Origin of the sequence: Kaistella flava (ex Peng et al. 2021) (genome assembly GCF_015191005.1) — a bacterium.
In the GTDB taxonomy this organism is placed as follows: Bacteria; Bacteroidota; Bacteroidia; order Flavobacteriales; family Weeksellaceae; genus Kaistella; species Kaistella flava.
Genome location: NZ_CP040442.1, coordinates 1,985,182 through 2,008,115, shown reverse-complemented (window position 1 = coordinate 2,008,115; position 22,934 = coordinate 1,985,182). Strand labels below are relative to the sequence as shown.

The window sequence follows — 22,934 nt, the reverse complement described above, 5'->3', positions numbered from 1 at the left end:
ATTTTACAGATGTTAAAAATCTCTTAAATACAGTAATTTCATAATAGAAAGTGGCTTTAATTATTGATTTAATAGTACGGCTTGGTTTTTGATTTTTTGAACCATTAAAAAATAAACATGGATTTAAAATCAAATGAACCTTTTTGGTTGGTCAAGAACGGATTACTTTCCTCTTATCCTTCTCTAAAAAATGATGAAAAATGTGACGTTCTTATCATTGGAGCCGGAATCACCGGAAGTTTAATTGCTCATCAAATGATGGAAGAAGGTTACAAAACTATTTTAATTGACAAACGTGAAATTTGTAATGGAAGCACTTCCGCCACTACTTCGATGTTACAATATGAGATTGATGTTCCGTTGTATGAATTAAAAGATCAAATTGGCCCAGAAGGAGCAGTTGCTAGTTATAAAGCATGTTCCAATGCAATTGATCAATTAGAGAAAATTTCGAAAAAGATCAAATCACAAGCCGGCTTTCAACGAAAAGATTCCTTGTATTTCGCCTCCAAGAAAAAAGATGTTTCGTGGTTAAAGAAGGAATTTGAAGCTAGAAAAGAAGCAGGATTTAAAGTAAAATGGTTAGAACCTGAGGAAATCGCAAAGAAATATGATTTGCAAAAAACATACGGTGGAATTTTAACGCCACAAGGAGGAAGTGTTGATGCCTTTAATTTAGCGCATGAACTTTTACAATTTAATGAAAAGAAAGGACTGAAAATTTTCGATAAAACGGAAATGAAATCAGTCAAATATAATCCAACTTTTAATGAAGTAGAGATTACTAGTGGTTTCAAAATTAAAGCAAAGAAAATTATTTACTGTATCGGTTACGAAAGCAAAAATCTCATTAAAGAAGATTTCGTACAGCTGAAAAGCACGTTCGCCATGGTTTCTGAAATGGATCTAATCAAAAATAAAAACTTTTCAAAAACGCTATTCTGGAATACGGATGATCCTTACCTTTATATGAGATCAACGGATGATGGCCGGATTTTAATGGGCGGTGGCGACGAAGATTTTCAGAATCCACAAAAGCGGGATGAACTTTTAAATAAAAAGGAAAAAGAAATTATTAAAGTCTACAACAAATTTTTACCCTCTCAGCCTTTCTATACCGATTTCGTTTGGGCCGGAGCTTTCGGCGAAACCAAAGACGGATTGCCGTATATCGGTGAACATCCAAAATTTAAAAATTCCTATTTCGTGCTCGGTTTTGGTGGAAACGGCATCACTTTTTCTGTAACCGGAATGGAAATGGCTGCTGCTTTCCTAAAAAATAAAAAACATCCTCTGACCGAATATTTCAAATTCGGTCGTTAATTAAAATATACAAATATGAAAAATTTAAAGAAAATAGCAATTCCCGTTGCGCTTGGGATTTTAGGTATCGCCTTTTTAAACTCATGTTCTGTGGGCGTTCCGAAAGGTGCAAACGCAGTTCAAAATTTTAATGCTAAAAAATATTTAGGAAAATGGTATGAAATCGCCCGTTTCGATTACCGTTTTGAGAAAAATATGAATAACGTCACTGCGACTTATTCCATGAAAGATAACGGCAATATCAAAGTCGATAACAGAGGTTATGATTACGTAAAAAACAAATGGAAAGAAAGCGTCGGAGAAGCCAAATTCGTTAAAAATGAGAACATAGCACAATTGAAAGTTTCTTTTTTTAAACCGATTTGGGCTGGTTATAATGTAATCGATATCGATGAAGATTACAAGTATGCCTTGGTCGTGGGCAGCAATCTGGATTATTTGTGGATTCTTTCCCGTGAGAAAACAATTCCGGATTCTTACAGACAAAGATTTATCGACAAAGCTAAAAAGTTAGGATACAAAACCGAGAATTTGGTTTGGGTAGAACACGATAAATAATTTGATATATTTTTTATTTGGGCGGACATTTTCGCCTGAGTTTATCCTGATTTTTCAAATGCAAACAATTCAAACGAGTAAGTCTAATAAGATTTTCAAAAGAGGTAAAGGTTCTATTATTTTGCCTTCTTTTGAAAATCTTTTTTTAACATTAGTCTTTTGCCTCTTTTGAGGTTTAAAGAATTGTTTCAGAATATAACTTAAAGATTTATCTCAAAATTCAGTAAATTTATATTCTTAAACTCTTTTATGAAAGCAGTCCTTATTACCATCGGCGACGAAATCCTTTCTGGAAACACCGTCGACACCAATTCTAATTTCATCGCCGGCGAACTCAAAAAAATCGGAATTCCTGTCGTACAAATCCTTACCATTTCAGACGAAATTGATTCCATAAAAAAAGGATTAAAAACTGCTTTGGACTTAGGCGATTTAGTCATCGCAACTGGCGGACTCGGACCGACGAAAGATGATAAAACGAAAACGGCTTTTAAAGAATTCTTTAATGATGAGGTTGTTTTAGATTCCGAAACTTTTGAACATCTTAGAAAGTTATTCGAAAAAAGAAATCGCGGACATCTTTTAGAATTGAATAAACCACAAGCAGAAGTTTTAAGCAAAGCATTTATTTTCCAAAACGAAAACGGAAGCGCACCTTGCCAGATGATTCAGGAAAATGGAAAGATTGTGATCTCACTTCCCGGCGTTCCTTATGAAGTAAAACCTTTAATTAAAGATAAGATCATTCCTTTTCTCGCCCAGAAGTTCAGTTTAAATCACATCGTAACCCATACCGTTTCGGTCGTCGGAATTCCTGAAAGTTTATTATCCGAACAAATTGAATCTTGGGAACTGGCTTTACCAAAAGATATTTCACTGTCTTATCTTCCGGTCGGAAATCGTATTAAATTACGTTTAACCGCTCAAGGAAAAAGTAAAGAAGAATTGGAGCAAAGAATAGAAGTGGAAGTTCAAAAATTAAAACCTCTAATCGGTGACAACGTGATTTCCTGGAACGGTGATCATATCGAAGAGATTTTAAAACAAATTTTAGACGAAAAAAAACTCACCGTTTCCACGGCCGAAAGTTGCACTGGCGGAGAATTATCTAGATTGCTCACTTCAATATCTGGAAGTTCAACTTATTTTTTAGGCGGAATTGTGGCATATGATTATCACAAGAAAATAGAAATTTTAGGCGTTTCAGAACAAACGATTGAGGAGAAAACAGTCGTGTCAGAAGAAGTTGCACAGGAAATGAGTTTGGGTTCTCAAAGATTATTTAAAACCAATATCGCGCTTTCAACAACCGGAGTTTCCGGTCCAAATTCTGATGAATTTAATAACGAAATCGGAACGGCTTTTTATTCAATTCGTGTTAATAATTTCGAGAAAACTAATCGTTTACATCTTCCACATTTTGAGAGAAATGATTTTGCGAATTACGTTTCACAAAGAGTTTTACAAGATTTGGTTGAGATTTTAATCCGCGAAGACTATTAAACCACAAATCGAAGATTCACTGATTCCTTTAAAAATAATAGAAAGGTGAAGTAAAGTCACAAAGGTTTTAAAATAAGAGACGTGTTGGATTTTTAAAAAAAATATTTTAAACACATAAGTCACATAAGTTTTAGAAAAGGAATGACTTCAAAAAGTTTACATCAGTTTTAAAAATCAAAGATTTTAAACTTTGTGTTCTAAATATTTTCAAAGTGAGAACTGATTCTAATATGACTTATGTGTTTATTAAAATTTAAGTGGACTTTTAATTCTCCTCGAAATTTTCAAAAATCATTTGTGAACTTTGATAAATAATAGATACCCTTTTCTTTGTGACTTTGTGGTTTCAAATTTAAAGTTCAAAGATCAAGTCCTCCGTAAAAGCAATGCAATCAAAATCTTCGCAAGACTTTGTGTCCAATCCCGTGAATTCACTAAATGCTGGTAGAATTAACTGGTTATCTGAAACTCTAAAGCACGGTAATCTCACCGATTTTCTTTTTTCTAATTTTACCGTAACCCCAGGATGAAGATGTCCAGAAATCGAAAATTGATTTTCGGAATCTTGAGGTTCATGAATAAAAGTAAAAGGTTTGATGCATAAAGAATCTTCGATTATTGTTATATCTAAATCGTGTAAAAAATCAGACTTTTTAATATCGTGATTTCCTTTAATTAAAATGATTTCTAAATGCTTATTTCTTAATCTCCACTCCTCGAAAATTTCAAAATCTTTATTTTTTCCAGCGTGTAAAAAATCACCCACAATGAATAATTGTTCCGCAGAGAAATTTTCAATTAAAATTGATAATCGTTCTAAATCTTTCGCCAAAATATCCGACGGGATCGGAATTCCATTTTTTCTGAAATAGGCGGTTTTGCCAATGTGCAAATCACTGATGATTAATGCTTTTTGTTCTGCCCAAAACAAGGCGCGTTGGTTAGTGAAAACAAGAGTTTGGTTTTGGATGGTTTTTTCTAAAGTCTGCAAAATCATTTTTTCATTTTCTTTTTCATGGCTTCCATTTTCATTCTTAAAATTCTGGCTTTCAAATCTTCACTGCTCAAACTCTGACGTAAACTGTCCACTTTAATCGGGAAACTTAAAGGCGTAAAGGTATTTGAATTTTTAATAATAATTTCACTTTCATGAATTCGATTAAAGGCTTCCACCAGTCTTGCTTCATCAATTTGCTGAAAGAAAACTTCCGAATACGCCTGTTTTAATAATAAGTTTTCAGGATCATAATCTTCCAAAACATTAAATATCAAACCTGAAGAAGACTGCAAGTTTTTATTGTTTTTCTGTTGTCCTGGATAAGTCCGAATGACCATTCCAGAAATAACAGCGATATCCCGAAATTTACGTCTTGCCATTTCAGTTGAATTTACCGATGCTATTACGTCTCTAATTAAATTTTCTTTGGATAAAATCTCGTGAATGTTTTCCTCCGTTAAAGGAATTTCCAGTTTCGAAAATAATTCAAATCCATAATCGTTCATCGCAATCGAAAAAGAAATTGGGGAAATTCTCGAAATTCGGTATGCGATTAAGGCGGACATCACTTCATGAATTAATCTTCCCTCAAATGGATACATAAATAAATGATGACCTTCGCGCGTTTTGATGCGTTCGACCAAAAACTCTTTTTCCCTGGGAATATGGGAATTTTCCTGCTGACTCACCAAAAGCGGATGTAGAAATTGCAGTTCTTTTTCTGATGATTTTGCATCTAAAGATTCGGAAAGTTTCTGCCTTAGAAAAACGCTCAAGTAAGATGACATGGGCAATCTTCCGCCCAAATAACTCGGCACAATTCCTTTTCCTGTGGAGTTTCGAACATAAACCGTCATTTCTTTGACGTGGGAAACTTCAAGCACTCTTCCAGCCAAAATAAACTTATCGTTTTTCTTTAATTTCGAAATGAAATACTCTTCGATCATACCGACATAACCGCCAGAAAAAAACTTTACTTTCAACATTGAATCGCTGACAATGGCGCCAATATTCATTCGATGCAACATCGCGATTCGGCGGGAAATTACTTTGTATAAGCCATTTTCGATAACGACTTTATGATATTCTTCGTAATTTTTTAATTTTCCACCAACGGTAATAAAAGTCAGAATCCAGGTCCATTCTTCAGGAGATAAATCCCTAAAAGCATTGGTCGAAGTAATTTGTTTGTAGGTTTCCTTTTCGTCAAATCCATCAGCAACAGCCAAAGTCAAAACAAACTGAAGCAAAACATCGTAACATAAAACCAGAGGCTCGCGCGGTTCAATCTTATTTTGTTTTACCGCCTCTTTCAGCGCTGCAACTTCAATTAATTCTAAGGAATGGGTTGGAACAAAATATATTTTTGAAGTTTCAAATGGTGAATGGCCACTTCGACCGGCACGTTGAAGAAATCTTGCAATTCCTTTGCTGGAACCAATTTGAATCACCGTATCGACAGGTTTAAAATCGACGCCTAAATCTAAAGATGAGGTTGAAATCACGGCTTTTAAATATCCTGAAGATAAATTTTCTTCAATCCAGATTCGAATATCTTTATCGACGGAACTGTGATGAATAGCGATTTGTCCTGCAAAATCCGGATGGGTATTTAACAAAACCTGATACCACATTTCAGCCTGACTTCGCGTATTCGTAAAAACCAAAGTCGTTTGACTTTCCAAAATAATGGGAATGATCTTATCGGCAAGTTTGGTTCCTAAATGTCCGGCCCACGGAAGAACTTCAACATCATCCGGAAAGACGGACTTGATTTCAATCTTCTTTTTTTCCTTCGCAACGACTTTTGTTTTTTTGATGTCATAAGGAATAAGAACGTTCATCGCTTCCTCTAAATTCCCGATGGTTGCTGTAATTCCCCAGATTCGTAATTTTTTCTGGTAACTGAATATTCGTGAAACGGCAAGTTCGGTCATCACACCTCGTTTTGAACTAAGCAGTTCATGCCATTCGTCGACAACTATACATTGTAGGCTTTTGAAAAATTTTTGATGCTGTTTCTGAGCGAGAAGTAAATGCAAACTTTCGGGCGTGATAATTAAAATATCAGGCATTTTTTTAGTTTGCCTTGCTCTGTCTTTGGTTGAAGTATCGCCATTTCTAACTGCAACTTCCCAATCTAAGCCAATTTCTTCCAAAGCCTCGCTGATTGCTTTTGCGATATCTTTTGCCAAAGCCCGAAGGGGTGTGATCCACAACAATTTCATTCCGGATTTATAATTTTCCGGGTGATTCATATAATCGATGATAACCGCTAAAAAAACAGAAAACGTTTTACCGAAACCGGTTGGTGCGATGACCATTCCAGAATAATTGTTGGAAAATTTAAACCAGGTTTCAGACTGAAAACCAAATGGTTCCCGGTCTTTTTCATCCATCCATTTTTTAATGATTTGGAAACCTGTCGAGTTTTTAAATTTTTCGGTCATTCAGATTTTTAAATATTGGTTTAAACATTAATAACACAAATGATTATACGAATGTCACTAATGAAAATTATAATTTGAAAATATCTTTTAAAAGGTACCTGCAATTTCTTTTTTGATAAACTTTAGATGAAATAAACTTTTTTGACTTTGTGGTTTAAAAAATTAGGTGATCAATTTTTTAATTTCTTCAAGTTCATCAATTTCTTCTACGGTTTTATCGCGTCGCCAACGAACAATTCTGGGGAATCTCAAAGCGACGCCACTTTTATGTCGGCTGCTAAAACCAATTCCTTCAAAAGCGATTTCAAAAACCAATTCGGGTTTTACCGTTCGAACAGGACCAAACTTTTCAATGGCATTTTTATTCACAAACTTACTGACTTCCATAATTTCTTTGTCAGTCAATCCGGAATAGGCTTTTGCTATCGTCACCAATTTATCTTCGTTTTTTACAGCAAAAGTATAATCGGTGTAATAATTACTTCTACGACCAGAACCTTTTTGAGCATAAATTAAAACAGCATCAATGGTCAATGGATTCACTTTCCATTTCCACCAATCGCCTTTTTTTCTGCCGGCGTGATATTTCGAATTCAGTTCTTTCAACATTAAACCTTCAGAATTATTATCTCTTGAATTTTCCCGAACTTCTGCCAAACCTTCCCAATTTTCGGAATGAACAATTTCTGAAATTCTAATTCTTTCAACCGGAGAATTTTCAATTAAACTTTCTAAAAGTAATCTTCTTTCTGCTAAAGGTTTTTCTCTTAAATCTTCAAATTCCAATTCTAAAATATCGTAAACAAAAATATGAACAGGAAGTTCTTCCAACATTTTTTTAGGAATAGTTTTACGATTTAATCGTTTTTGAAGTTCATTAAAATTAAGAACTTTATCATCTTTAACAACTAGGATTTCTCCATCAACGACGAAATTGCCTTCCACCTCTTTTAAAGCAGAAACGATTTCGGGAAACTGCTCGGTCACCAATTCTTCACCTCGCGACCAAATAAAAATCTCGTGATTTCGTTTGATAAACTGTCCACGGATTCCGTCCCATTTAAATTCTGCCTGCCAATTTTCGCGGACACCTAAATCCTGCGTTTCTTTTTCTAAAGGATAAGCCAAACAAAATGGATAAGGTTTGGATTCATCAGGATTAATGTTGGTTCCCTGAATCAAATCATCGAAATTCTCTTCCTCTATTTTCCATTTCCCCATAATGGAATGCATCAGAATATTTCCATCAACGCCGGAAAATTTCGAAAGGGCATTAATTAATAATTTTTTTGAAACTCCAATACGGAAACTGCCGCCAATTAATTTATTGAAAATGAAACGTTCCACATGATTTAAACCGTTCCAGGATTCTAAAACATATTTCTTCTTTTCTTCATCAGTTTGATCTTTCAAGGCAATGAGTTCCGTCATCCATTGCGTTAAAGATTTGTCGATTTCATTTTCAGCATTGTGAAGAATGAGTGATAAAGTTTCGCCCAAATCACCGACGGAAGAATAGGATTCGATAAAAAGCCATTCCGAAAGTTGCGTAATTTCTAAAGCCCATTTTTTTAAAAGAGCAGTATTGACTGGTCTTTTCGGACGTTTGCCTGTAAACAAAGCTAGAAACCACAACTTGTCATTATCATTTGCGGTTTCCAAATAAGTAACCATTGCCTCTACTTTGGCATTGGTTTTATTTGTGCTGTCGAGTGCATTAATCAATTGGACAAAATCTTTCATTTAGTTTTCTATCAGTTCTTTTTCGTTGGTTTCTTCGTCGCCGAAAATGGTTTTTAATTCCACGGCGTTAATTCCGATTTCATTTAAATATTTTGAAAAGACGGCAGTTTGGCCGTGAGTCACATAAACCTTTTCTGCTTCGGTTGCTTTTACGGTATTAATTAATCCATTCCAGTCCGCGTGATCGGAAATCGCAAATCCTGCATTTGCAGAACGCCAACGACGAGAACCACGAACCTGCATCCAACCGGAACAAATCGCCGTCGCACGGTTTGGGATTTTTTTGATGATATTGGAATCAAATAAAGCCGGCGGTAAAATCACAATTTCACCATCAGTTTGTTTTACACTTTCTTGAAAATTAAGTGTTTCATATTCTGGTAAATGGATTCCCACTGATTCCATTCCTTCATTTAATTTTCCGATAGATTGATGGACAAAAATCTTTCCGCTGCCTTCGATTGACTTCATAATACGTTGGGCTTTTCCCAAAGAGTAGCCGATGAATACAGAAGTTTTTCCGTTCTCACGATTTTGTTGAACCCAGGATTTCATTAATTCTGAATATTCCTGTGGTTTTAACCAATTATAAATGGGAAGTCCGAAAGTGCTTTCTGTGATAAATTCATTGCATTTTACCAGTTCAAAAGGAGTTGATAATCCGTCATCATCCGTTTTATAATCTCCTGAAAATACGATAACATATCCTTTGTATTCCATTTTAATCTGAGCAGAACCGATAATGTGTCCGGCAGGAAACATCGAAACTTTAACTCCATTAATATTGATTTCTTCACCATAACCAATGGTTTGAATCTCGATGTCTGGACCAATTCTATGTTGTAAGATAGGTTTGGTAAAATGATGACACAAATATTTTTTCATTCCCCAACGAGCATGATCTCCGTGACCATGAGAAATCACAGCCAAATCAACTGGTTTCCATGGATCAATGTAGAATTTGCCCGGAATGCAATAGATTCCTTTGTCGGTTAATTTGATGAATGTTTTTGATTTCATAAAAACTTAAGAAAATGATTTTTATCAAAGAATAATTTAAACATATTCAAAAACTACACCTTTCTATATTCATTTATATTACTATTCTTGAAAATGGATGCAACCGTTGAAACTTTTATTCTCTAAAAAAAAGGAGTGATTTCAAAATAAAAAAGCTTTAGAATCGTTACCTTTACTTAATTAAATTTTAAATTATGAAAAAAATAGCGGTAGGTTTAATGATGGTTGTGATGCAATATTCGTTTGCTCAAGTAACTAGAAATGTAGGAGAGTTTTCATCGCTGAAAGTGTATGACAAAATTAACGTGGAACTTATTCTATCGAATGAAAATAAATTTGAGGCCGAAACTGATGACGTAGAGACGGTTAATAAAAATGGGGAACTGAAAATCAGAATGGCACCTGCCAGAATGTTACAGTCAACACCGCCTTCTGTGAAATTGTATTATCAAAGTTTGAACAATCTTCAGGCGAGCCAAGGTTCTTCAATTAATTCAAGCGGAAATGTGAAAGCGAAAATGTTGAGTTTAACTGCCAATGAAGGTTCAAAAATAAATGTAGGAATTAACACCGGAAAACTGAATATCAAAACCAATTCTGGTGGTGAAATTAAAGTTTCTGGAAAAGCAGACAATCAGGATATCATCGTGAATTCAGGTGGTAAATTTTATGGGCAAAAATTAGATGCTCAAAGTGCTACCGTTACTGCAAATGCTGGTGGAATAGCAGAAGTGTTTGCGACGGAATGGGTAAATGCAACGACCAGAGCAGGTGGAATCATCGATGTTTATGGCAATCCAGACGATCGAAAATTCAAAAATGTAATTGGTGGTAAAATCACTTTTAAATAGATAAGATTAAGTCATTCAATTAGAATGGCTTTTTTATTTACATCATGTTGTAACAAATAAAAAAAAATTCAGACTAAATAATAAAGTAGTTCTTAATGAAAAATATAAACATTGGTATTCTGGCTTTTGCTGGAATTGTCGCTCTTAATTCTTGTGCCTCGAAAGTGGTCACTTCACCACAGCCAACTGTTGCGCCTATGGAAACAACAGTAAAAGAAACACCAGAGAATGGATTAGATTTCTCAACGTTTGATAAATCGGTTCGTCCGCAAGATGACTTCTACGATTTCGTAAATGGATCTTGGATGAAAACCGCAAAAATCCCGGCTGATAAATCGACTTGGGGTTCTTTTAATAAACTGGCAGAAGACACCGATAATAATTCGATGACGATTCTTCATTCTTTATTGAATGACAAATTTGCTCCCGGAAGTGAAGGCAAGAAAATCCAGGATTTGTACGCAACGTACATGGATATGGCGAAAAGAAATGCTGATGGAATCTCACCAATTAAATCTGATTTAGCTAAAATTGATGGAATTAAATCGCTTACAGATTTACAGAATTACTTAGATGAAGCCACCAAAAATGGCGAGAATCCGTTCTATTCCTGGAATGTATTTTCAGATTTGAAAGATTCAAAAATGAATGCAATCTATCTTGGAGATGCAACTCTTGGTTTAGGTAGAGATTATTACCAAAAAACAAATCCGAAAAACACCGAAACATTAGCAAAATATACAGAATATGTCGCTTCGATGTTGAATGTTTTGGGCTATAAAAATTCAACGGCAACCGCACAAAATATAGTTAATTTCGAGAAGAGCATTGCTCAGACTTACTTAACGAATGAGCAAATTCGTGATGCTACTTTACAGTACAATCCGCGAACAATGCCAGAACTTTCTAAGATGGTTAAAAATGTCAACTTGCCAAAATATTTGACGTCAGTTGGTGTTCATACCGATATTGCAATCATCGGTGAATTAAAATATTACCAGAATTTAGATAAATTCATCAATGCGAAAAATCTTCCTTTGATTAAAGATTATATGAAATATAATCTAATCTCCGGAAACGCAAGTCATTTGTCTAAAGAATTAGATGATATGAAATTTAGTTTTTATGGCAAATATTTAAGAGGACAGGATGTTCAGAGAGCGCAGGACAAAAGAGGATTTGAGTTGATCAATGGAACTTTAGGTGAAGCCTTTGGAAAATTATATGTAGAGAAATATTTCCCGGCAGAAGCAAAAACTCAAATGGTTGAGTTGATCGATTATTTGAAAAAAAGTTTCGCTGAGCATATTAATGATTTAACTTGGATGTCGCCTGTTACCAAAGAAAAAGCATTGAATAAACTGAACAAGTTTACGGTAAAAGTTGCTTATCCAGACAAGTGGAAAGACTATTCTAAATTGGCTATTACCTCAGAAGCGGACGGTGGAACGTTGTACAAAAACCTTCAAAACGTAACGACTTGGCAATACGACCGAGAATTGGAGAAAGTTGGGAAACCAGTTGACCGTACAGAGTGGGGAATGACGCCACAAACGGTGAACGCTTATTATAATCCGGTAAATAACGAAATCGTTTTTCCAGCAGCGATTTTACAGCCGCCTTTCTTTAATCCAAATGCAGATCCTGCGATTAATTTCGGTGGAATCGGTGCCGTAATCGGTCACGAAATGACCCATGGTTTTGATGATGCCGGAGCACAGTTTGATGCCGATGGAAACTTGGTAGATTGGTGGACGCCAGCGGACAAAGCCAATTTCGAAAAAGCGACGAAAGCCCTTGCTGCACAATACGACAAATACGAACCTGTGAAAGGAACTTTCGTCAATGGAACCTTTACTAACGGAGAAAATATCGCCGATTTAGGAGGAGTGAATATTGCTTATGATGCACTTCAAATGTATTTGAAAGACCACGGCAATCCAGGAGAGATTAGCGGTTATACGCAAGATCAGAGATTCTTCCTTAGTTGGGCAACCGTTTGGAGAACCCTTCAAAAAGAAGCCGCTTTATTGAATCAAGTTAAAACCGACGAACATTCACCAGGCTTGTACCGCGCGTTCGGACCACTCATCAACACAGATGCTTTCTACAAAGCGTTCGATGTGAAAGAAGGAGACAAATTGTATAAAAAACCAGAAGACAGAGTTATTATCTGGTAAATAAATTTGGAATGATATCTAAATAGTCACCCAATTTATTTTGGGTGATTTTTTTTAGCGTAACCCTAGCCGGCGCTTTTCCCAACGTTTGGGTCGGGCTTTCCGCTGTATCTTTTTTTTGCCGGCGCATTGGCCATTTCAAAAAAAAAGGAGGCCGCTTCAATCCCTTACGCAAATGAAGAATCCCTGTTAACACGGAGATTCGAATTTAAAATAATTACTATCTTTGAAATAATCATATAAATCAATAAAGTCTTATGAAATCGCCATAAACAAATTTGGTAAACAAACAACGATGAAGATTGGCGATAGCATATGACCTTTAAAAACAATAAAATTTACTTATGAAAAGAATTACCATCGCAGCCCTCGCTTTTACGGGAGTTGTTTTTCTTAATTCGTGTTCAACTACTAAAGTTGCAACTACACAAACAGAAACTACTGTGACTACTGATGTAAAACCAGCATCCATTAAAGAAGAAGGCCTTAACCTTTCTTATATGGATACGTCGGTTCGTCCACAAGATAATTTCTTTAATTATGTCAATGGAAACTGGATGAAAACTGCCGAGATTCCTTCTGACAAAACAAGTTGGGGAAGTTTCAACGCTTTGAGAGAAGATGTTGATAATGCCTCTTTAGGAATTTTGGATCAGATCTTGGCAGACAAATTTACCCCAGGTTCTGAAGGTCAGAAAATCCAAAACCTCTACGGAACGTTCATGGACTGGAACAAGAGAAACTCGGACGGAATTAATCCTATCAAAGGTGATTTGCAAAAGATTGATCAAATCAAAACGATTGCACAATTACAAAGTTATTTAACGGAAGCAACCAAAACAAACGATAATCCTTTCTACGCTTGGCGTGTAAGTCCAGATATGAAAAACTCTGTGATGAACGCGGTTTATCTTGGTGGAGCATCTTTAGGTTTAGGACGTGACTATTATCAAAAAGATAACGACGCCAATACCAAAACTTTGGCTGAATATAAAAATTACCTTGCTCAATTATTTGAAGTTATCGGTCAGAAAAATGCAGATCAAACTGCTCAGAACGTCGTGAATTTCGAAAAGAAGTTAGCGAAAGAACTTTTGACCAACGAGCAAAATCGTGATGCGAATCTTCGTTACAATCCGAGAACATTACCAGAACTTTCCAAATTGGTTAAGAATGTTAATCTTCCGAAATACTTGGCTGATGCTGGTGTAAAAACCGACAAAGTAATTGTAAGCGAATTGAAATACTACCAGGATATGGATTCTTGGATGAATGCAAAAAATCTTCCACTCATCAAAGATTACATGAAAGCGAGATTGGTTGCTGGCAACGCAGGTAATCTTGACAAGAAATTGGATGATTTGAATTTCAATTTCTATTCTAAATATCTTCAGGGTCAGCAAGAGCAAAGAGCCATGAATAAAAGAGGTTTAGGCGTTGTAAATGGAGTGTTAGGAGAAGCATTTGGTAAATTGTATGTAGACCAATATTTCCCGGCAGAAGCGAAACAACAAATGGAAACCTATATCGGATATTTGAAAAAATCATTCCAGCAACATATCGCAGATAACGATTGGATGTCACCTGAAACCAAAGTTAAAGCACAAGAGAAATTAGCAAAATTCACTGTGAAAATTGCTTATCCAGATACTTGGAAAGATTATTCTAAACTGCAATTAACTGGCGCGGCAGATGGTGGAACGTATTATAAAAACTTACAGAATATCACCGAATGGTCTTATGCTAAGAATTTAGAAAAAGTAGGAAAAGCAGTTGATAAAACCGAATGGGGAATGGCTCCACAAACAGTAAATGCTTATTACAGTGGTTCTAATAACGAAATCGTTTTCCCAGCGGCAATTCTTCAACCACCTTTCTTTAATTTCAAAGCAGATCCTGCCGTTAATTTCGGTGGAATTGGTGCAGTAATCGGTCACGAAATCGGTCACGGTTTCGATGATTCAGGTTCAAGATTCGATGGCGATGGAAACCTAAACAATTGGTGGACCGATGCCGATCGTAAAAATTTCGATGCAAAAGTTGGCCAACTTGCTGCTCAATACGATAAATACGAACCGGTAAAAGGAAGTTTCGTTAACGGTAAATTTACGAGCGGAGAAAATATTGGTGATTTAGGTGGAGTAGCGGTTGCTTATACTGCGCTTCAAATGTATCTCAAAGATCATGGCAATCCAGGATTAATAAGTGGTTTCACTCAGGATCAAAGATTCTTTATGAGTTGGGCAACCGTTTGGAGAACCAAATCTACAGAGCAGTACATGGTGAATCAAGTGAAAACCGATCCACACTCGCCAGGATATTTCCGAGCGTTTGCGCCGTTGGTAAATCAAGATTCATTCTACCAGGCATTCGACATTAAGCCAGGTGATGAATTATACAAAGCACCAGATCAAAGAATAAAAATTTGGTAAAAACCGGATTATAAATAGTTCCAACCCTTTCAGCCTTTCAAAGGCTGAAAGGGTTTTTTTTGATTCTTTCTCAATAGCAAAATTTAAAGATGAAAAGTCACATCAGTTTTTCGCACTGCAAATCCAGCAGGAAATCTTAATTCTCTTAACCACTTAATCAAATCTTAATGGTACAATTTTATTATTTCATAATTACTTTAATTTTCCAAACTAGAAATTCTTACATTTGATTTCATCTGAATTATCCATAAAACATTTATTGTCATGAAACTTAATATCGAAAGAAACATCATCATTAAAAATGCTGAAACACATGATTTTCTAGCCGATGCTTTTTACCCTGAAAGTTCAGAAAAATTACCACTCGTTATTTTTGCACACGGTTACAAAGGTTATAAAGATTGGGGCGCGTGGGATTTGATGGCGAAGAAATTAGCAGAAGCCAGTTTTTTCTTTGTTAAATTTAATTTCTCTCATAACGGAACAACGATCGAGCAACCCAAAGATTTTGCAGATTTAGAAACCTTTGGAAATAATAACTTTTCTAAAGAAATGTCGGATTACGATGAGGTTTTGAATCACTTTTATAATGACCCGAAAATTGATCAAGATAAGGTTGCAATCATCGGTCACAGTCGTGGCGGCGGAATTACTGTTATTAAAGCATTTGAAGATGAACGAGTAAAAGCACTGATTACTTTGGCTGGAGTGAGTAATTTTAAATATCGATTTCCAACCAAAGATCGGTTTGAAGACTGGAAAAACACAGGCGTAATGTATTCTGAAAACAAAAGAACGCATCAACAAATGCCGCATTATTTTCAGTTTTTTGAAGACTTTGAAAAGAACGAAAACCGATTTGATATTCAATATGCGGCGCAACATTTAGAAAAACCTTTTCTGATTATTCAGGGAACCAATGATGAAGCCGTGAAAGATAAAGAAGCAACACTGTTGAATGAATGGTGTAAGACTTCTGAGTTGGTTCTGTTAGAAAATGCCAATCATACTTTTGGAGCAAAAGAGCCTTGGACTGATAATGAACTTCCGCAGGATTTAGAGAAAGCAACATTGTCAATGATCAGCTTTATCAAGGCTCACATTTAAAGTTCAATGTAAATAAAACTTAATATTAGATTAAATAGAAATTTCTTTAGTTTTACCGACCAAAATTTAATTTATGATGTTATTGTCGGTCCTCGAATTTCCTGATTTTGCACAGCCGCAAATCTGGATCAGTTTGTTAACGCTTACTTTTTTAGAGATTATTCTCGGCGTAGATAACATCATCTTTATTTCGATTATCTCCGATAAATTACCAAAGGAAAGACAGAAGTTTGCCCGTAACATCGGATTGACTTTCGCCATGGTTTTCCGCGTTGGATTATTATTAATGATCAACTGGATTATCGGTTTGAAAGAACCCATTTTAACGCTACCATTTTTAGAAGAACCAGGAACTGATTTAGCATTAGCGCTAAGTTGGAAAGATCTAATCTTATTGCTTGGGGGGATTTTCTTAATCGGAAAAAGCACCTTTGAAATTCACGGAAAAATGCAGTTACACGATGAGAATCATAAACCGAAATCTGCAGGTTCATCATTAATGTCCATGGTGATTATTCAAATCATTTTAGTCGATATGGTTTTCTCGCTCGATTCGATTCTTACAGCGATTGGGTTGGTAGATAACGTGATGTTGATGATTATCGCAGTCGTAATTTCAATCGGAATAATGATGGCTTTTGCTGGTCCTATTTCAGCGATTATCAATAAATATCCAAGTTTACAAATGTTGGCACTTGCCTTTTTAGTAGTGATTGGAGTAATGTTAGTCGCAGAAGGAATTCATCAGCATGTAAGTAAAAACATTATTTATTCTTGTCTTGCGTTCAGTTTATTGGTGGAAGTTTTAAACATTAAATTGAGAAATAATCAAAACAGAAAAGCGTTGAAATTAAATCCAGATCTTAATGCCGATTTGAGTATTAAAGAAGACGGCGAATAAACTCGTTCTGACTACTATTTCTTCATTTTTTTGGTTGAATGATTAGGAACCGCTATACTTTCTTTTCTTATTTTTCGGCTGATATAAGCCATGGCAAAAGGAATTAGAAATAAAACCATTCTGCCAGGTCCAGGATCAAAAAAGCAAACCATCAATGATATTAGAAAAATTGCTGGCGTAATAAGCGATCTTATCTTTCCGAATTTGGCATAATTTGCTGGTACATACTCAGAAATTTTATTTTTTGGATTGGTAATATAAGCCAGCAAAATAAAGTTCATAATTCCGGTAATGCAGATATTGAAAACGTAAATTGCATAAGGAGAAATCAATTTTAAGTGACCTTCTGTCACCGAATATTCGCTGTAGATTGCCGTGGTAAAAGGCATTATAACGATGGTAAATAAAAAGATTAAATTAATCCAAAGCAATCTTTTAGAATAGTTAATGACGTATCCAAACATATTGTGATGGGCAGTCCAGTAAATTCCGATGAGGAAAAAACTCATTACAAATCCTAATATTTGTGGAATCTGTTTTTCGAATTCATTTAAAAACTGTTGATCAGTGGCGTTTTCCGGCACGATTGGAACTTTCAAATCAATTACTAAAATCGTGATCGCTATTGCAAAAACGGCATCACTGAAAAATATCAAGCGTTCGACCTGAAAGTCTTGTTTGTGTGGATGATGTGGTACAGTTTCCATCTCAAAGTTTTTATAAAATTACTTAAAAATAAGAGGTGATGTTTATCTTTCCTGAGTATTTCCCCGGATTTTTGACTAATTGTTAATTAGGCCTACGAAAATTCACCATAAAAAATCCCGCTTCAGCGATTGAAACGGGATTTCTATTTTCTAAATTATTCTTTAATAATTTTAGTAGTATAAGTTGATTCTTTATCAGTAAGAACTTTTACTATATAAAGACCCGATTTTAACGAATAAAGAGAAATCTCTTTTTGATCTGCAAATTGAGCAACCTTTTGACCAACCACATTATAGACTTCAATGGAGGCAATTTTTTCTCCTTGTGGAATTTCTATTTTTAAAATATCTTTCACTGGATTAGGGTAGGTCACCAGTTTTTTGTTTTTAATTGATTGAACAGAAAGTTCTACATTATTGAGTTTAATATTATCAATATACGCAGCGCCACCAAAGTTATCATGCACAAAGTTTAAACCTTCGATGTTGGTTTTTGAGAAATTCTCACCCGTAAAAACTAAATTTCCATCAATATAATATTTAATTGAATTTTCCCTGATTTCTACTTTAAGTTTGTACCATTTATTTGCTTCCCAAGTGAAGTTGGCATTTTGATAATCATAATCTGCACTGCTAACTAATTCTAGATTTCCGGTATAATTAAAGGAATAAACGAAAACAGGAACAAACTCATCTGCGACAATTCCGTACGTTCCGAACTCGAAAGTAGAACCTTCTAATTCGCTAATAAAGACGTCGAACTCCAAATTTAAATTGTTGTAATTTAAACTCGGACTCAATTCTTTCGCTGCTCCAAAAATTGGAAACCAACCATAGTCTTCATCTGGATCTACTGCAATTTTCAACGACTGATTTCCGGCTGACGCGAATTCATTTGAAATGGCTTGGTTTTGAATTGGCTGATTATTTCCATTTAAAGTTACTTCCCAACCATTTTGATTATGGATCGTTCCTAAGTTGAAATTCTCTGAATTCTCAAATGAGATCGTCTGTTGCGCTATGCAAAATAAAGATGCGAATCCCATCGCCATCATGTAAAGTTTCTTCATTTTATAAAATTTTATTTAATAATAATGAAAATATTTGTAATAAAATATGATTTTAGCACATATTAAGGTGATTCAATATTTATTAATTGCTAAAAATAAATTTAAACTAATGTAATTAATGATTTGGCTGGTAAATGACCAAGATTTGATTATTAATGAGTTTTATTAATAAGTAAGTTTATTACTTTTAAAGCAAGAAAATTAATTAAACGACTATTTCTAAAAGGAATGATCCAAAAAATAATGAAATGCTACAGTTTGACTACCAAGGAATCGCTCATATGTTCCCAGAAAAAATGGAAGTAAAAATAGGAACTGCAACTTCAGTAGCGGGCCAAACCAGTCAGTTATGGATTAATGAGGAGATCGGGAATTATCCATATGAAACAGCCACCGTGAATTTTACAGTACCTGCAGATGGAGTTTATTATCTGTCATTCAGAGCGTTTTCGGATCCGAATGAATTTTATTTAGAGGTTGATAATGTGAAAGTTTTTGAAACGAACTTGGCAACGATGAATGTCAATAAATCTTCTCTAAAATTCTTTCCAAATCCAGTCCAGGATATCTTAATAATTACAGATTCTAAAGAAATTTCAAGTATTTCAATTTTTGATATTTCTGGTAAACAAGTTATTTCAGAATCTGCAAAATCTGGCAAATTAGAATTGAATGTTTCTCAACTAAAACCTGGGATGTATATTGTTAAGGCAAACTCGGATGGAGTTGTTAAAACATTTAAGTTCATTAAAAAATAAGCAACAAATTACTTCCTAAATAAAGATATCCCGACGTAAAAATCGGGATATTTATTTATAGTGATGATGGTTATATCTTTACTTGCATAAAGTTTTCCAAGCCTCTTCAATTTTATTTTGATGAAGAAGTTTTTGCGCTTGCAGATGAATTGTTTCATCGGAAGTAAAATCTCCACTTGGTAATTCTTCAATATTGGCAAGCATTCCTAAATCATTTCCAGTAAAAATATTGCTCAACTTAATTTCATTAGGTAATCGATCAAATCCAATTCCTTTTGTTACTAAAGGTTTCGGAACTTCAAACAAGTTTTCTGCATTGTTTCTGGAGTACCAGTTCCCGCCTAATCTTGCGACCAAGTCTAATTTCTTTTGGTCTAAAACTCCGTCTTCATTCAGATATTCTTCACGAACATGAATTTTAATGACTTCACAAATCACTAAATTTCCTGCGCCGCCTTCTTTGCCTAAATGTTTAACTTCTATCACTTTGCATTCTAGATTAACCGGGCAGTCTTCAATCAATTTTGGTCTAACCAAATCTGCATCTTTCATCGTCAAACCAGATTTAACAAACTCATTCACTTCCTTTTCATATTCGGTAGAAGCCAGCGAAATTTGCTGTACGATTTTATAATTTACAATTCCGATCACGACTTCCGGAACTTCTAAAACATTTTCTAAAGTATGCTTCGTTGTATTATCGCGAACTCTTCTTGCCGGCGAAAAAATCATAATCGGCGGATTAGAGCTAAACATATTAAAGAAACTGAACGGACTTAAATTAATATTTCCGTCTTTATCAATTGTTGATGCCAAAGCAATCGGTCGTGGAGCAATCGCAGTCTGCAAAAGCGTTTGTAGTTGGAGGTTATTTAAATCTGAAGGTGATATTGCTTTCATTTTTTATGTTTTTAAACCAGAAAAGCACAAAGTTTTTATAGTTTTATTTTGTATTAATTTTTTTACACATTAGTCACATAAGTTTTTAGTGAAATGCTTTGAAAATAGTGGAGAACACATTAGTTGAATAAATGATGTTTTATTATTTTAACTGACTGAAATATCTACTTACAAATGTTTCATGACCTTCGTGATATAAATTTTTGACATTAAAATTTACGAGAATTGCTTTGGGAACTTTCAATAAATTCATATAATTCATGGTTTGAACACGATGGATGTTAAAGAATTCACTAACTGCTTTTATTACTAAAACAATAAGGTCTTCGATTAAAAAATCGCATTTTACCATACAATCAATAATTTCTCCTTTGTAATCAAATGGAATTGTTAACTCTGATTTAAATTTTAGATTTAATAAATCCAGTTCTTTTTTGAGACATTGATGGTAAATGTTTTCGTAAAGTCCTGGACCAAGTATTTTGTGAACTTCAATACAAGCACCCGTAATTTCATAGCTCAGTTCATTAATATATTTTTGAGTGATTTCCATAATTCTAAAATTTAAAATTAAAACAGTCACCTTATGTGCCCTAATGTTTACTAAATAAGAGTTATTTAAAGTAAACTTATGTGTTAATATATTCTTTACTTCGCCGCCAATACTTTCCCTCTAACTTCACCAAATCCAACCCGCATTCCCTCTTTCTCAGCATAACCTCTCATAATCACAGTATCATTATCATTAATGAATTTACGTTCAGTTCCGTCTGATAATTGCAAAGGTTCAGTTCCTCTCCAAGTTAATTCGAGCATCGACCCGAAAGAGCTTTTATCTGTTCCAGAAATTGTTCCGGAAGCGTACATGTCACCAACTTCTACATTACAACCATTTACCGTATGATGAGCCAATTGCTGCAACATATTCCAATACATGAATTTGTAATTGCTTTGTGAAATTAAATTCTCTTTGCCATTTTCCGGTTGAATATAAACCCGAAGATTAATGTCAAAATTTTGTTGTCCTTCAAATTTTAGATAATCTAAAACTTCCGGTTCCTGTTTTGGAGATTCCGTTCTAAAAGGTTTTAAGGCTTCTAAAGTGACAACCCACGGTGAAATTGTAGAACAGAAATTTTTACCTAAAAATGGTCCCAAAGGAACATATTCCCAACTTTGAATATCTCTGGCCGACCAGTCATTAAATAAAACCATTCCGAAAATAGCATCTTCGGCTTCGGCAGTTGAAATGCTGTCGCCCATTTCTGTGTTTTTATTGACGATGAACGCCATTTCCAATTCGAAATCAAGCTGCTTACACGGGCCAAAAATCGGCTTTTCATCAGCGACTGGTTTTGTCTGACCTTTCGGACGGTGAAATTCTGTACCAGAAACTACGATGGAGGAGGCGCGTCCATGATAACCAACCGGAAGATGTTTCCAGTTTGGAAGTAATGCATTTGCTGGATCGCGGAACATTTTTCCAACGTTGGTGGCATGTTCAATGCTGCTGTAAAAATCAGTGTAGTTTGGAACGTGAACCGGCATCATCATTTGAACTTGATTAAAGTCGTAGAAACATTCTTCAATCGTTTTTTTATCGCCTGCCAGTTTAGAGTTTTCTCCCAGTATTTCCTGGAGTTTTAATCGTACAGCTTTCGTTACCGGTTTTCCTAATTCGATGAATTCATTTAAAGTAAAGACCTCGAAAATATTTTCATCTATTCCCTCAATTTCATCAAAAAATCCATAATCGTATAAAGTGGCTAAGTCAATAACCATGTCACCGATTCGCGAACAACATGCGATATATTCTTTGTTAAAAACTCCGACACCAAATGGAATGTTATAAATTGAAAAATCTGAATTATCAGGATATTGTATAAATGATTTCATAGTATTTTTAAATTAAAGAAAGGTTCAAAGAAGTAATTTCTACTTTGAACCTTATTTTGTTTGCTATTTATTTTTTGTTAATGGCACTTTCCTCGATCCATCTTTCTTTAGAATTGATGTCAATGAGATAAAGAATGTCTTTCTGTTTGGTCATTAAGAAGGTTTTGGTAATCGCAATTGGGATTTTCCTTCCTTCTAATTTATCTGCCCGAAGAGAAATAATTTGATGCTTCGACTGAACGATATCGCCGGAGAAAACATTCGAAGAGGTATCACCAGTTTGTTTGTCATCAAAAACTTCTACATACGTCGCCTGTTTCCCTTTAATAATAATAAAGTTTCTTTCGGTATGATCATCGAAATCTTTAATTAAAACAAATTTAACATCGTCGATATTGACGTCGCCTAAATTTTTATTCAAACCTTTTTTTGCTTCCAGGATCTCGAGTATTGCGTTAGCACTGCCATATTGTGCTTTTAAACCAAGTGCTGAAATAAAAAGGAAAAGTGCAAGTATTTTTTTCATTGAAGTGTTTTT

19 protein-coding genes are annotated in these 22,934 nt (G+C 34.8%); 9 read left to right on the top strand and 10 right to left on the bottom strand.

All coding sequences use genetic code 11. The features are described from left to right. The first annotated feature begins 117 nt into the window (after positions 1-117). The 3 genes from Q73A0000_RS09105 to Q73A0000_RS09095 all read left to right on the top strand — a co-directional run bounded on the left by Q73A0000_RS09105 (position 118) and on the right by Q73A0000_RS09095 (position 3,384). Complete coding sequence (locus tag Q73A0000_RS09105) at positions 118-1,323, top strand: NAD(P)/FAD-dependent oxidoreductase (RefSeq protein WP_193810663.1); 1,206 nt, start codon at positions 118-120, stop codon at positions 1,321-1,323. Between the two features lie 15 nt (positions 1,324-1,338). Next, positions 1,339-1,881 carry a lipocalin family protein gene (locus Q73A0000_RS09100; protein WP_193810662.1) on the top strand — a complete coding sequence of 181 codons (543 nt, stop codon included), beginning with the start codon at positions 1,339-1,341 and terminating at the stop codon, positions 1,879-1,881. 249 nt (positions 1,882-2,130) lie between these two features. Beyond that, the gene (locus tag Q73A0000_RS09095) at positions 2,131-3,384 is read left to right on the top strand and encodes a CinA family nicotinamide mononucleotide deamidase-related protein (RefSeq protein WP_193810661.1); all 1,254 of its coding nucleotides are present in this window, start codon (positions 2,131-2,133) and stop codon (positions 3,382-3,384) included. A gap of 352 nt (positions 3,385-3,736) precedes the next feature. Here the strand turns inward: Q73A0000_RS09095 and pdeM are convergent, their stop codons facing one another. The 4 genes from pdeM to Q73A0000_RS09075 form a co-directional block, all read right to left on the bottom strand. Next, positions 3,737-4,381: a ligase-associated DNA damage response endonuclease PdeM gene (gene pdeM, locus Q73A0000_RS09090; RefSeq protein ID WP_193810660.1), complete on the bottom strand. Its 645-nt coding sequence runs from the start codon at positions 4,379-4,381 to the stop codon at positions 3,737-3,739. Continuing rightward, positions 4,378-6,831 carry a ligase-associated DNA damage response DEXH box helicase gene (locus Q73A0000_RS09085; RefSeq protein ID WP_244140718.1) on the bottom strand — a complete coding sequence of 818 codons (2,454 nt, stop codon included), beginning with the start codon at positions 6,829-6,831 and terminating at the stop codon, positions 4,378-4,380. Before Q73A0000_RS09085 ends, pdeM begins: the two co-directional genes overlap by 4 nt. A gap of 162 nt (positions 6,832-6,993) precedes the next feature. Next, entirely contained in the window at positions 6,994-8,574 is a 1,581-nt protein-coding gene (locus Q73A0000_RS09080) for an ATP-dependent DNA ligase (protein ID WP_193810659.1), read from the bottom strand. After that, positions 8,575-9,594: a ligase-associated DNA damage response exonuclease gene (locus Q73A0000_RS09075; RefSeq protein ID WP_193810658.1), complete on the bottom strand. Its 1,020-nt coding sequence runs from the start codon at positions 9,592-9,594 to the stop codon at positions 8,575-8,577. It lies immediately after the preceding gene. A 194-nt stretch (positions 9,595-9,788) separates the two neighbouring features. On the opposite strand from Q73A0000_RS09075, the gene Q73A0000_RS09070 reads away from it, so the two are divergent. From Q73A0000_RS09070 to Q73A0000_RS09050, 5 genes are all read left to right on the top strand, one after another. Continuing rightward, positions 9,789-10,445 (top strand): head GIN domain-containing protein, encoded by a 657-nt coding sequence (locus tag Q73A0000_RS09070; RefSeq protein ID WP_193810657.1) that lies wholly within the window; start codon positions 9,789-9,791, stop codon positions 10,443-10,445. A gap of 95 nt (positions 10,446-10,540) precedes the next feature. Further along, a complete protein-coding gene (locus tag Q73A0000_RS09065) occupies positions 10,541-12,625 on the top strand; it encodes a M13 family metallopeptidase (RefSeq protein WP_193810656.1) in 2,085 nt (694 codons plus the stop codon). Between the two features lie 344 nt (positions 12,626-12,969). After that, a complete protein-coding gene (locus tag Q73A0000_RS09060) occupies positions 12,970-15,057 on the top strand; it encodes a M13 family metallopeptidase (protein WP_193810655.1) in 2,088 nt (695 codons plus the stop codon). A gap of 264 nt (positions 15,058-15,321) precedes the next feature. Next, complete coding sequence (locus tag Q73A0000_RS09055; RefSeq protein ID WP_193810654.1) at positions 15,322-16,164, top strand: alpha/beta hydrolase family protein; 843 nt, start codon at positions 15,322-15,324, stop codon at positions 16,162-16,164. Between the two features lie 73 nt (positions 16,165-16,237). After that, on the top strand, positions 16,238-17,065 hold the full coding sequence (locus Q73A0000_RS09050) for a TerC family protein (RefSeq protein WP_244140717.1): 828 nt from the start codon (positions 16,238-16,240) through the stop codon (positions 17,063-17,065). 14 nt (positions 17,066-17,079) lie between these two features. On the opposite strand, the gene Q73A0000_RS09045 is transcribed toward Q73A0000_RS09050, so the two are convergent. Beyond that, positions 17,080-17,772, bottom strand: a complete 693-nt coding sequence (locus Q73A0000_RS09045) for a TMEM175 family protein (RefSeq protein ID WP_193810653.1) — start codon at positions 17,770-17,772, stop codon at positions 17,080-17,082. Positions 17,773-17,927: 155 nt separating this feature from the next. Next, the gene (locus tag Q73A0000_RS09040; protein ID WP_193810652.1) at positions 17,928-18,842 is read right to left on the bottom strand and encodes a T9SS type A sorting domain-containing protein; all 915 of its coding nucleotides are present in this window, start codon (positions 18,840-18,842) and stop codon (positions 17,928-17,930) included. A 248-nt stretch (positions 18,843-19,090) separates the two neighbouring features. Here Q73A0000_RS09040 and Q73A0000_RS09035 point away from each other — a divergent pair, with 248 nt between their 5' ends. Further along, positions 19,091-19,600 (top strand): T9SS type A sorting domain-containing protein, encoded by a 510-nt coding sequence (locus Q73A0000_RS09035; protein WP_193810651.1) that lies wholly within the window; start codon positions 19,091-19,093, stop codon positions 19,598-19,600. A gap of 78 nt (positions 19,601-19,678) precedes the next feature. Here Q73A0000_RS09035 and Q73A0000_RS09030 read toward each other — a convergent pair whose 3' ends face one another. The 4 genes from Q73A0000_RS09030 to Q73A0000_RS09015 form a co-directional block, all read right to left on the bottom strand. Further along, positions 19,679-20,500 (bottom strand): flavin reductase family protein, encoded by an 822-nt coding sequence (locus Q73A0000_RS09030; protein ID WP_193810650.1) that lies wholly within the window; start codon positions 20,498-20,500, stop codon positions 19,679-19,681. A gap of 142 nt (positions 20,501-20,642) precedes the next feature. Continuing rightward, positions 20,643-21,053 (bottom strand): GxxExxY protein, encoded by a 411-nt coding sequence (locus tag Q73A0000_RS09025; RefSeq protein WP_193810649.1) that lies wholly within the window; start codon positions 21,051-21,053, stop codon positions 20,643-20,645. A gap of 95 nt (positions 21,054-21,148) precedes the next feature. Next, positions 21,149-22,396, bottom strand: coding sequence for a fumarylacetoacetase (gene fahA / locus Q73A0000_RS09020; RefSeq protein WP_193810648.1), 1,248 nt, complete (start codon positions 22,394-22,396; stop codon positions 21,149-21,151). 67 nt (positions 22,397-22,463) lie between these two features. Beyond that, on the bottom strand, positions 22,464-22,922 hold the full coding sequence (locus tag Q73A0000_RS09015) for a hypothetical protein (RefSeq protein ID WP_193810647.1): 459 nt from the start codon (positions 22,920-22,922) through the stop codon (positions 22,464-22,466). Between the last annotated feature and the right edge of the window lie 12 nt (positions 22,923-22,934).

Coding starts and splice junctions, on each gene's coding strand:
- Q73A0000_RS09105 (WP_193810663.1), top strand. CDS start 118: ATGGATTTAAAATCAAATGAACCTTTTTGGTTGGTCAAGAACGGATTA.
- Q73A0000_RS09100 (WP_193810662.1), top strand. CDS start 1,339: ATGAAAAATTTAAAGAAAATAGCAATTCCCGTTGCGCTTGGGATTTTA.
- Q73A0000_RS09095 (WP_193810661.1), top strand. CDS start 2,131: ATGAAAGCAGTCCTTATTACCATCGGCGACGAAATCCTTTCTGGAAAC.
- pdeM (WP_193810660.1), bottom strand. CDS start 4,381: ATGATTTTGCAGACTTTAGAAAAAACCATCCAAAACCAAACTCTTGTT.
- Q73A0000_RS09085 (WP_244140718.1), bottom strand. CDS start 6,831: ATGACCGAAAAATTTAAAAACTCGACAGGTTTCCAAATCATTAAAAAA.
- Q73A0000_RS09080 (WP_193810659.1), bottom strand. CDS start 8,574: ATGAAAGATTTTGTCCAATTGATTAATGCACTCGACAGCACAAATAAA.
- Q73A0000_RS09075 (WP_193810658.1), bottom strand. CDS start 9,594: ATGAAATCAAAAACATTCATCAAATTAACCGACAAAGGAATCTATTGC.
- Q73A0000_RS09070 (WP_193810657.1), top strand. CDS start 9,789: ATGAAAAAAATAGCGGTAGGTTTAATGATGGTTGTGATGCAATATTCG.
- Q73A0000_RS09065 (WP_193810656.1), top strand. CDS start 10,541: ATGAAAAATATAAACATTGGTATTCTGGCTTTTGCTGGAATTGTCGCT.
- Q73A0000_RS09060 (WP_193810655.1), top strand. CDS start 12,970: ATGAAAAGAATTACCATCGCAGCCCTCGCTTTTACGGGAGTTGTTTTT.
- Q73A0000_RS09055 (WP_193810654.1), top strand. CDS start 15,322: ATGAAACTTAATATCGAAAGAAACATCATCATTAAAAATGCTGAAACA.
- Q73A0000_RS09050 (WP_244140717.1), top strand. CDS start 16,238: ATGATGTTATTGTCGGTCCTCGAATTTCCTGATTTTGCACAGCCGCAA.
- Q73A0000_RS09045 (WP_193810653.1), bottom strand. CDS start 17,772: ATGGAAACTGTACCACATCATCCACACAAACAAGACTTTCAGGTCGAA.
- Q73A0000_RS09040 (WP_193810652.1), bottom strand. CDS start 18,842: ATGAAGAAACTTTACATGATGGCGATGGGATTCGCATCTTTATTTTGC.
- Q73A0000_RS09035 (WP_193810651.1), top strand. CDS start 19,091: ATGCTACAGTTTGACTACCAAGGAATCGCTCATATGTTCCCAGAAAAA.
- Q73A0000_RS09030 (WP_193810650.1), bottom strand. CDS start 20,500: ATGAAAGCAATATCACCTTCAGATTTAAATAACCTCCAACTACAAACG.
- Q73A0000_RS09025 (WP_193810649.1), bottom strand. CDS start 21,053: ATGGAAATCACTCAAAAATATATTAATGAACTGAGCTATGAAATTACG.
- fahA (WP_193810648.1), bottom strand. CDS start 22,396: ATGAAATCATTTATACAATATCCTGATAATTCAGATTTTTCAATTTAT.
- Q73A0000_RS09015 (WP_193810647.1), bottom strand. CDS start 22,922: ATGAAAAAAATACTTGCACTTTTCCTTTTTATTTCAGCACTTGGTTTA.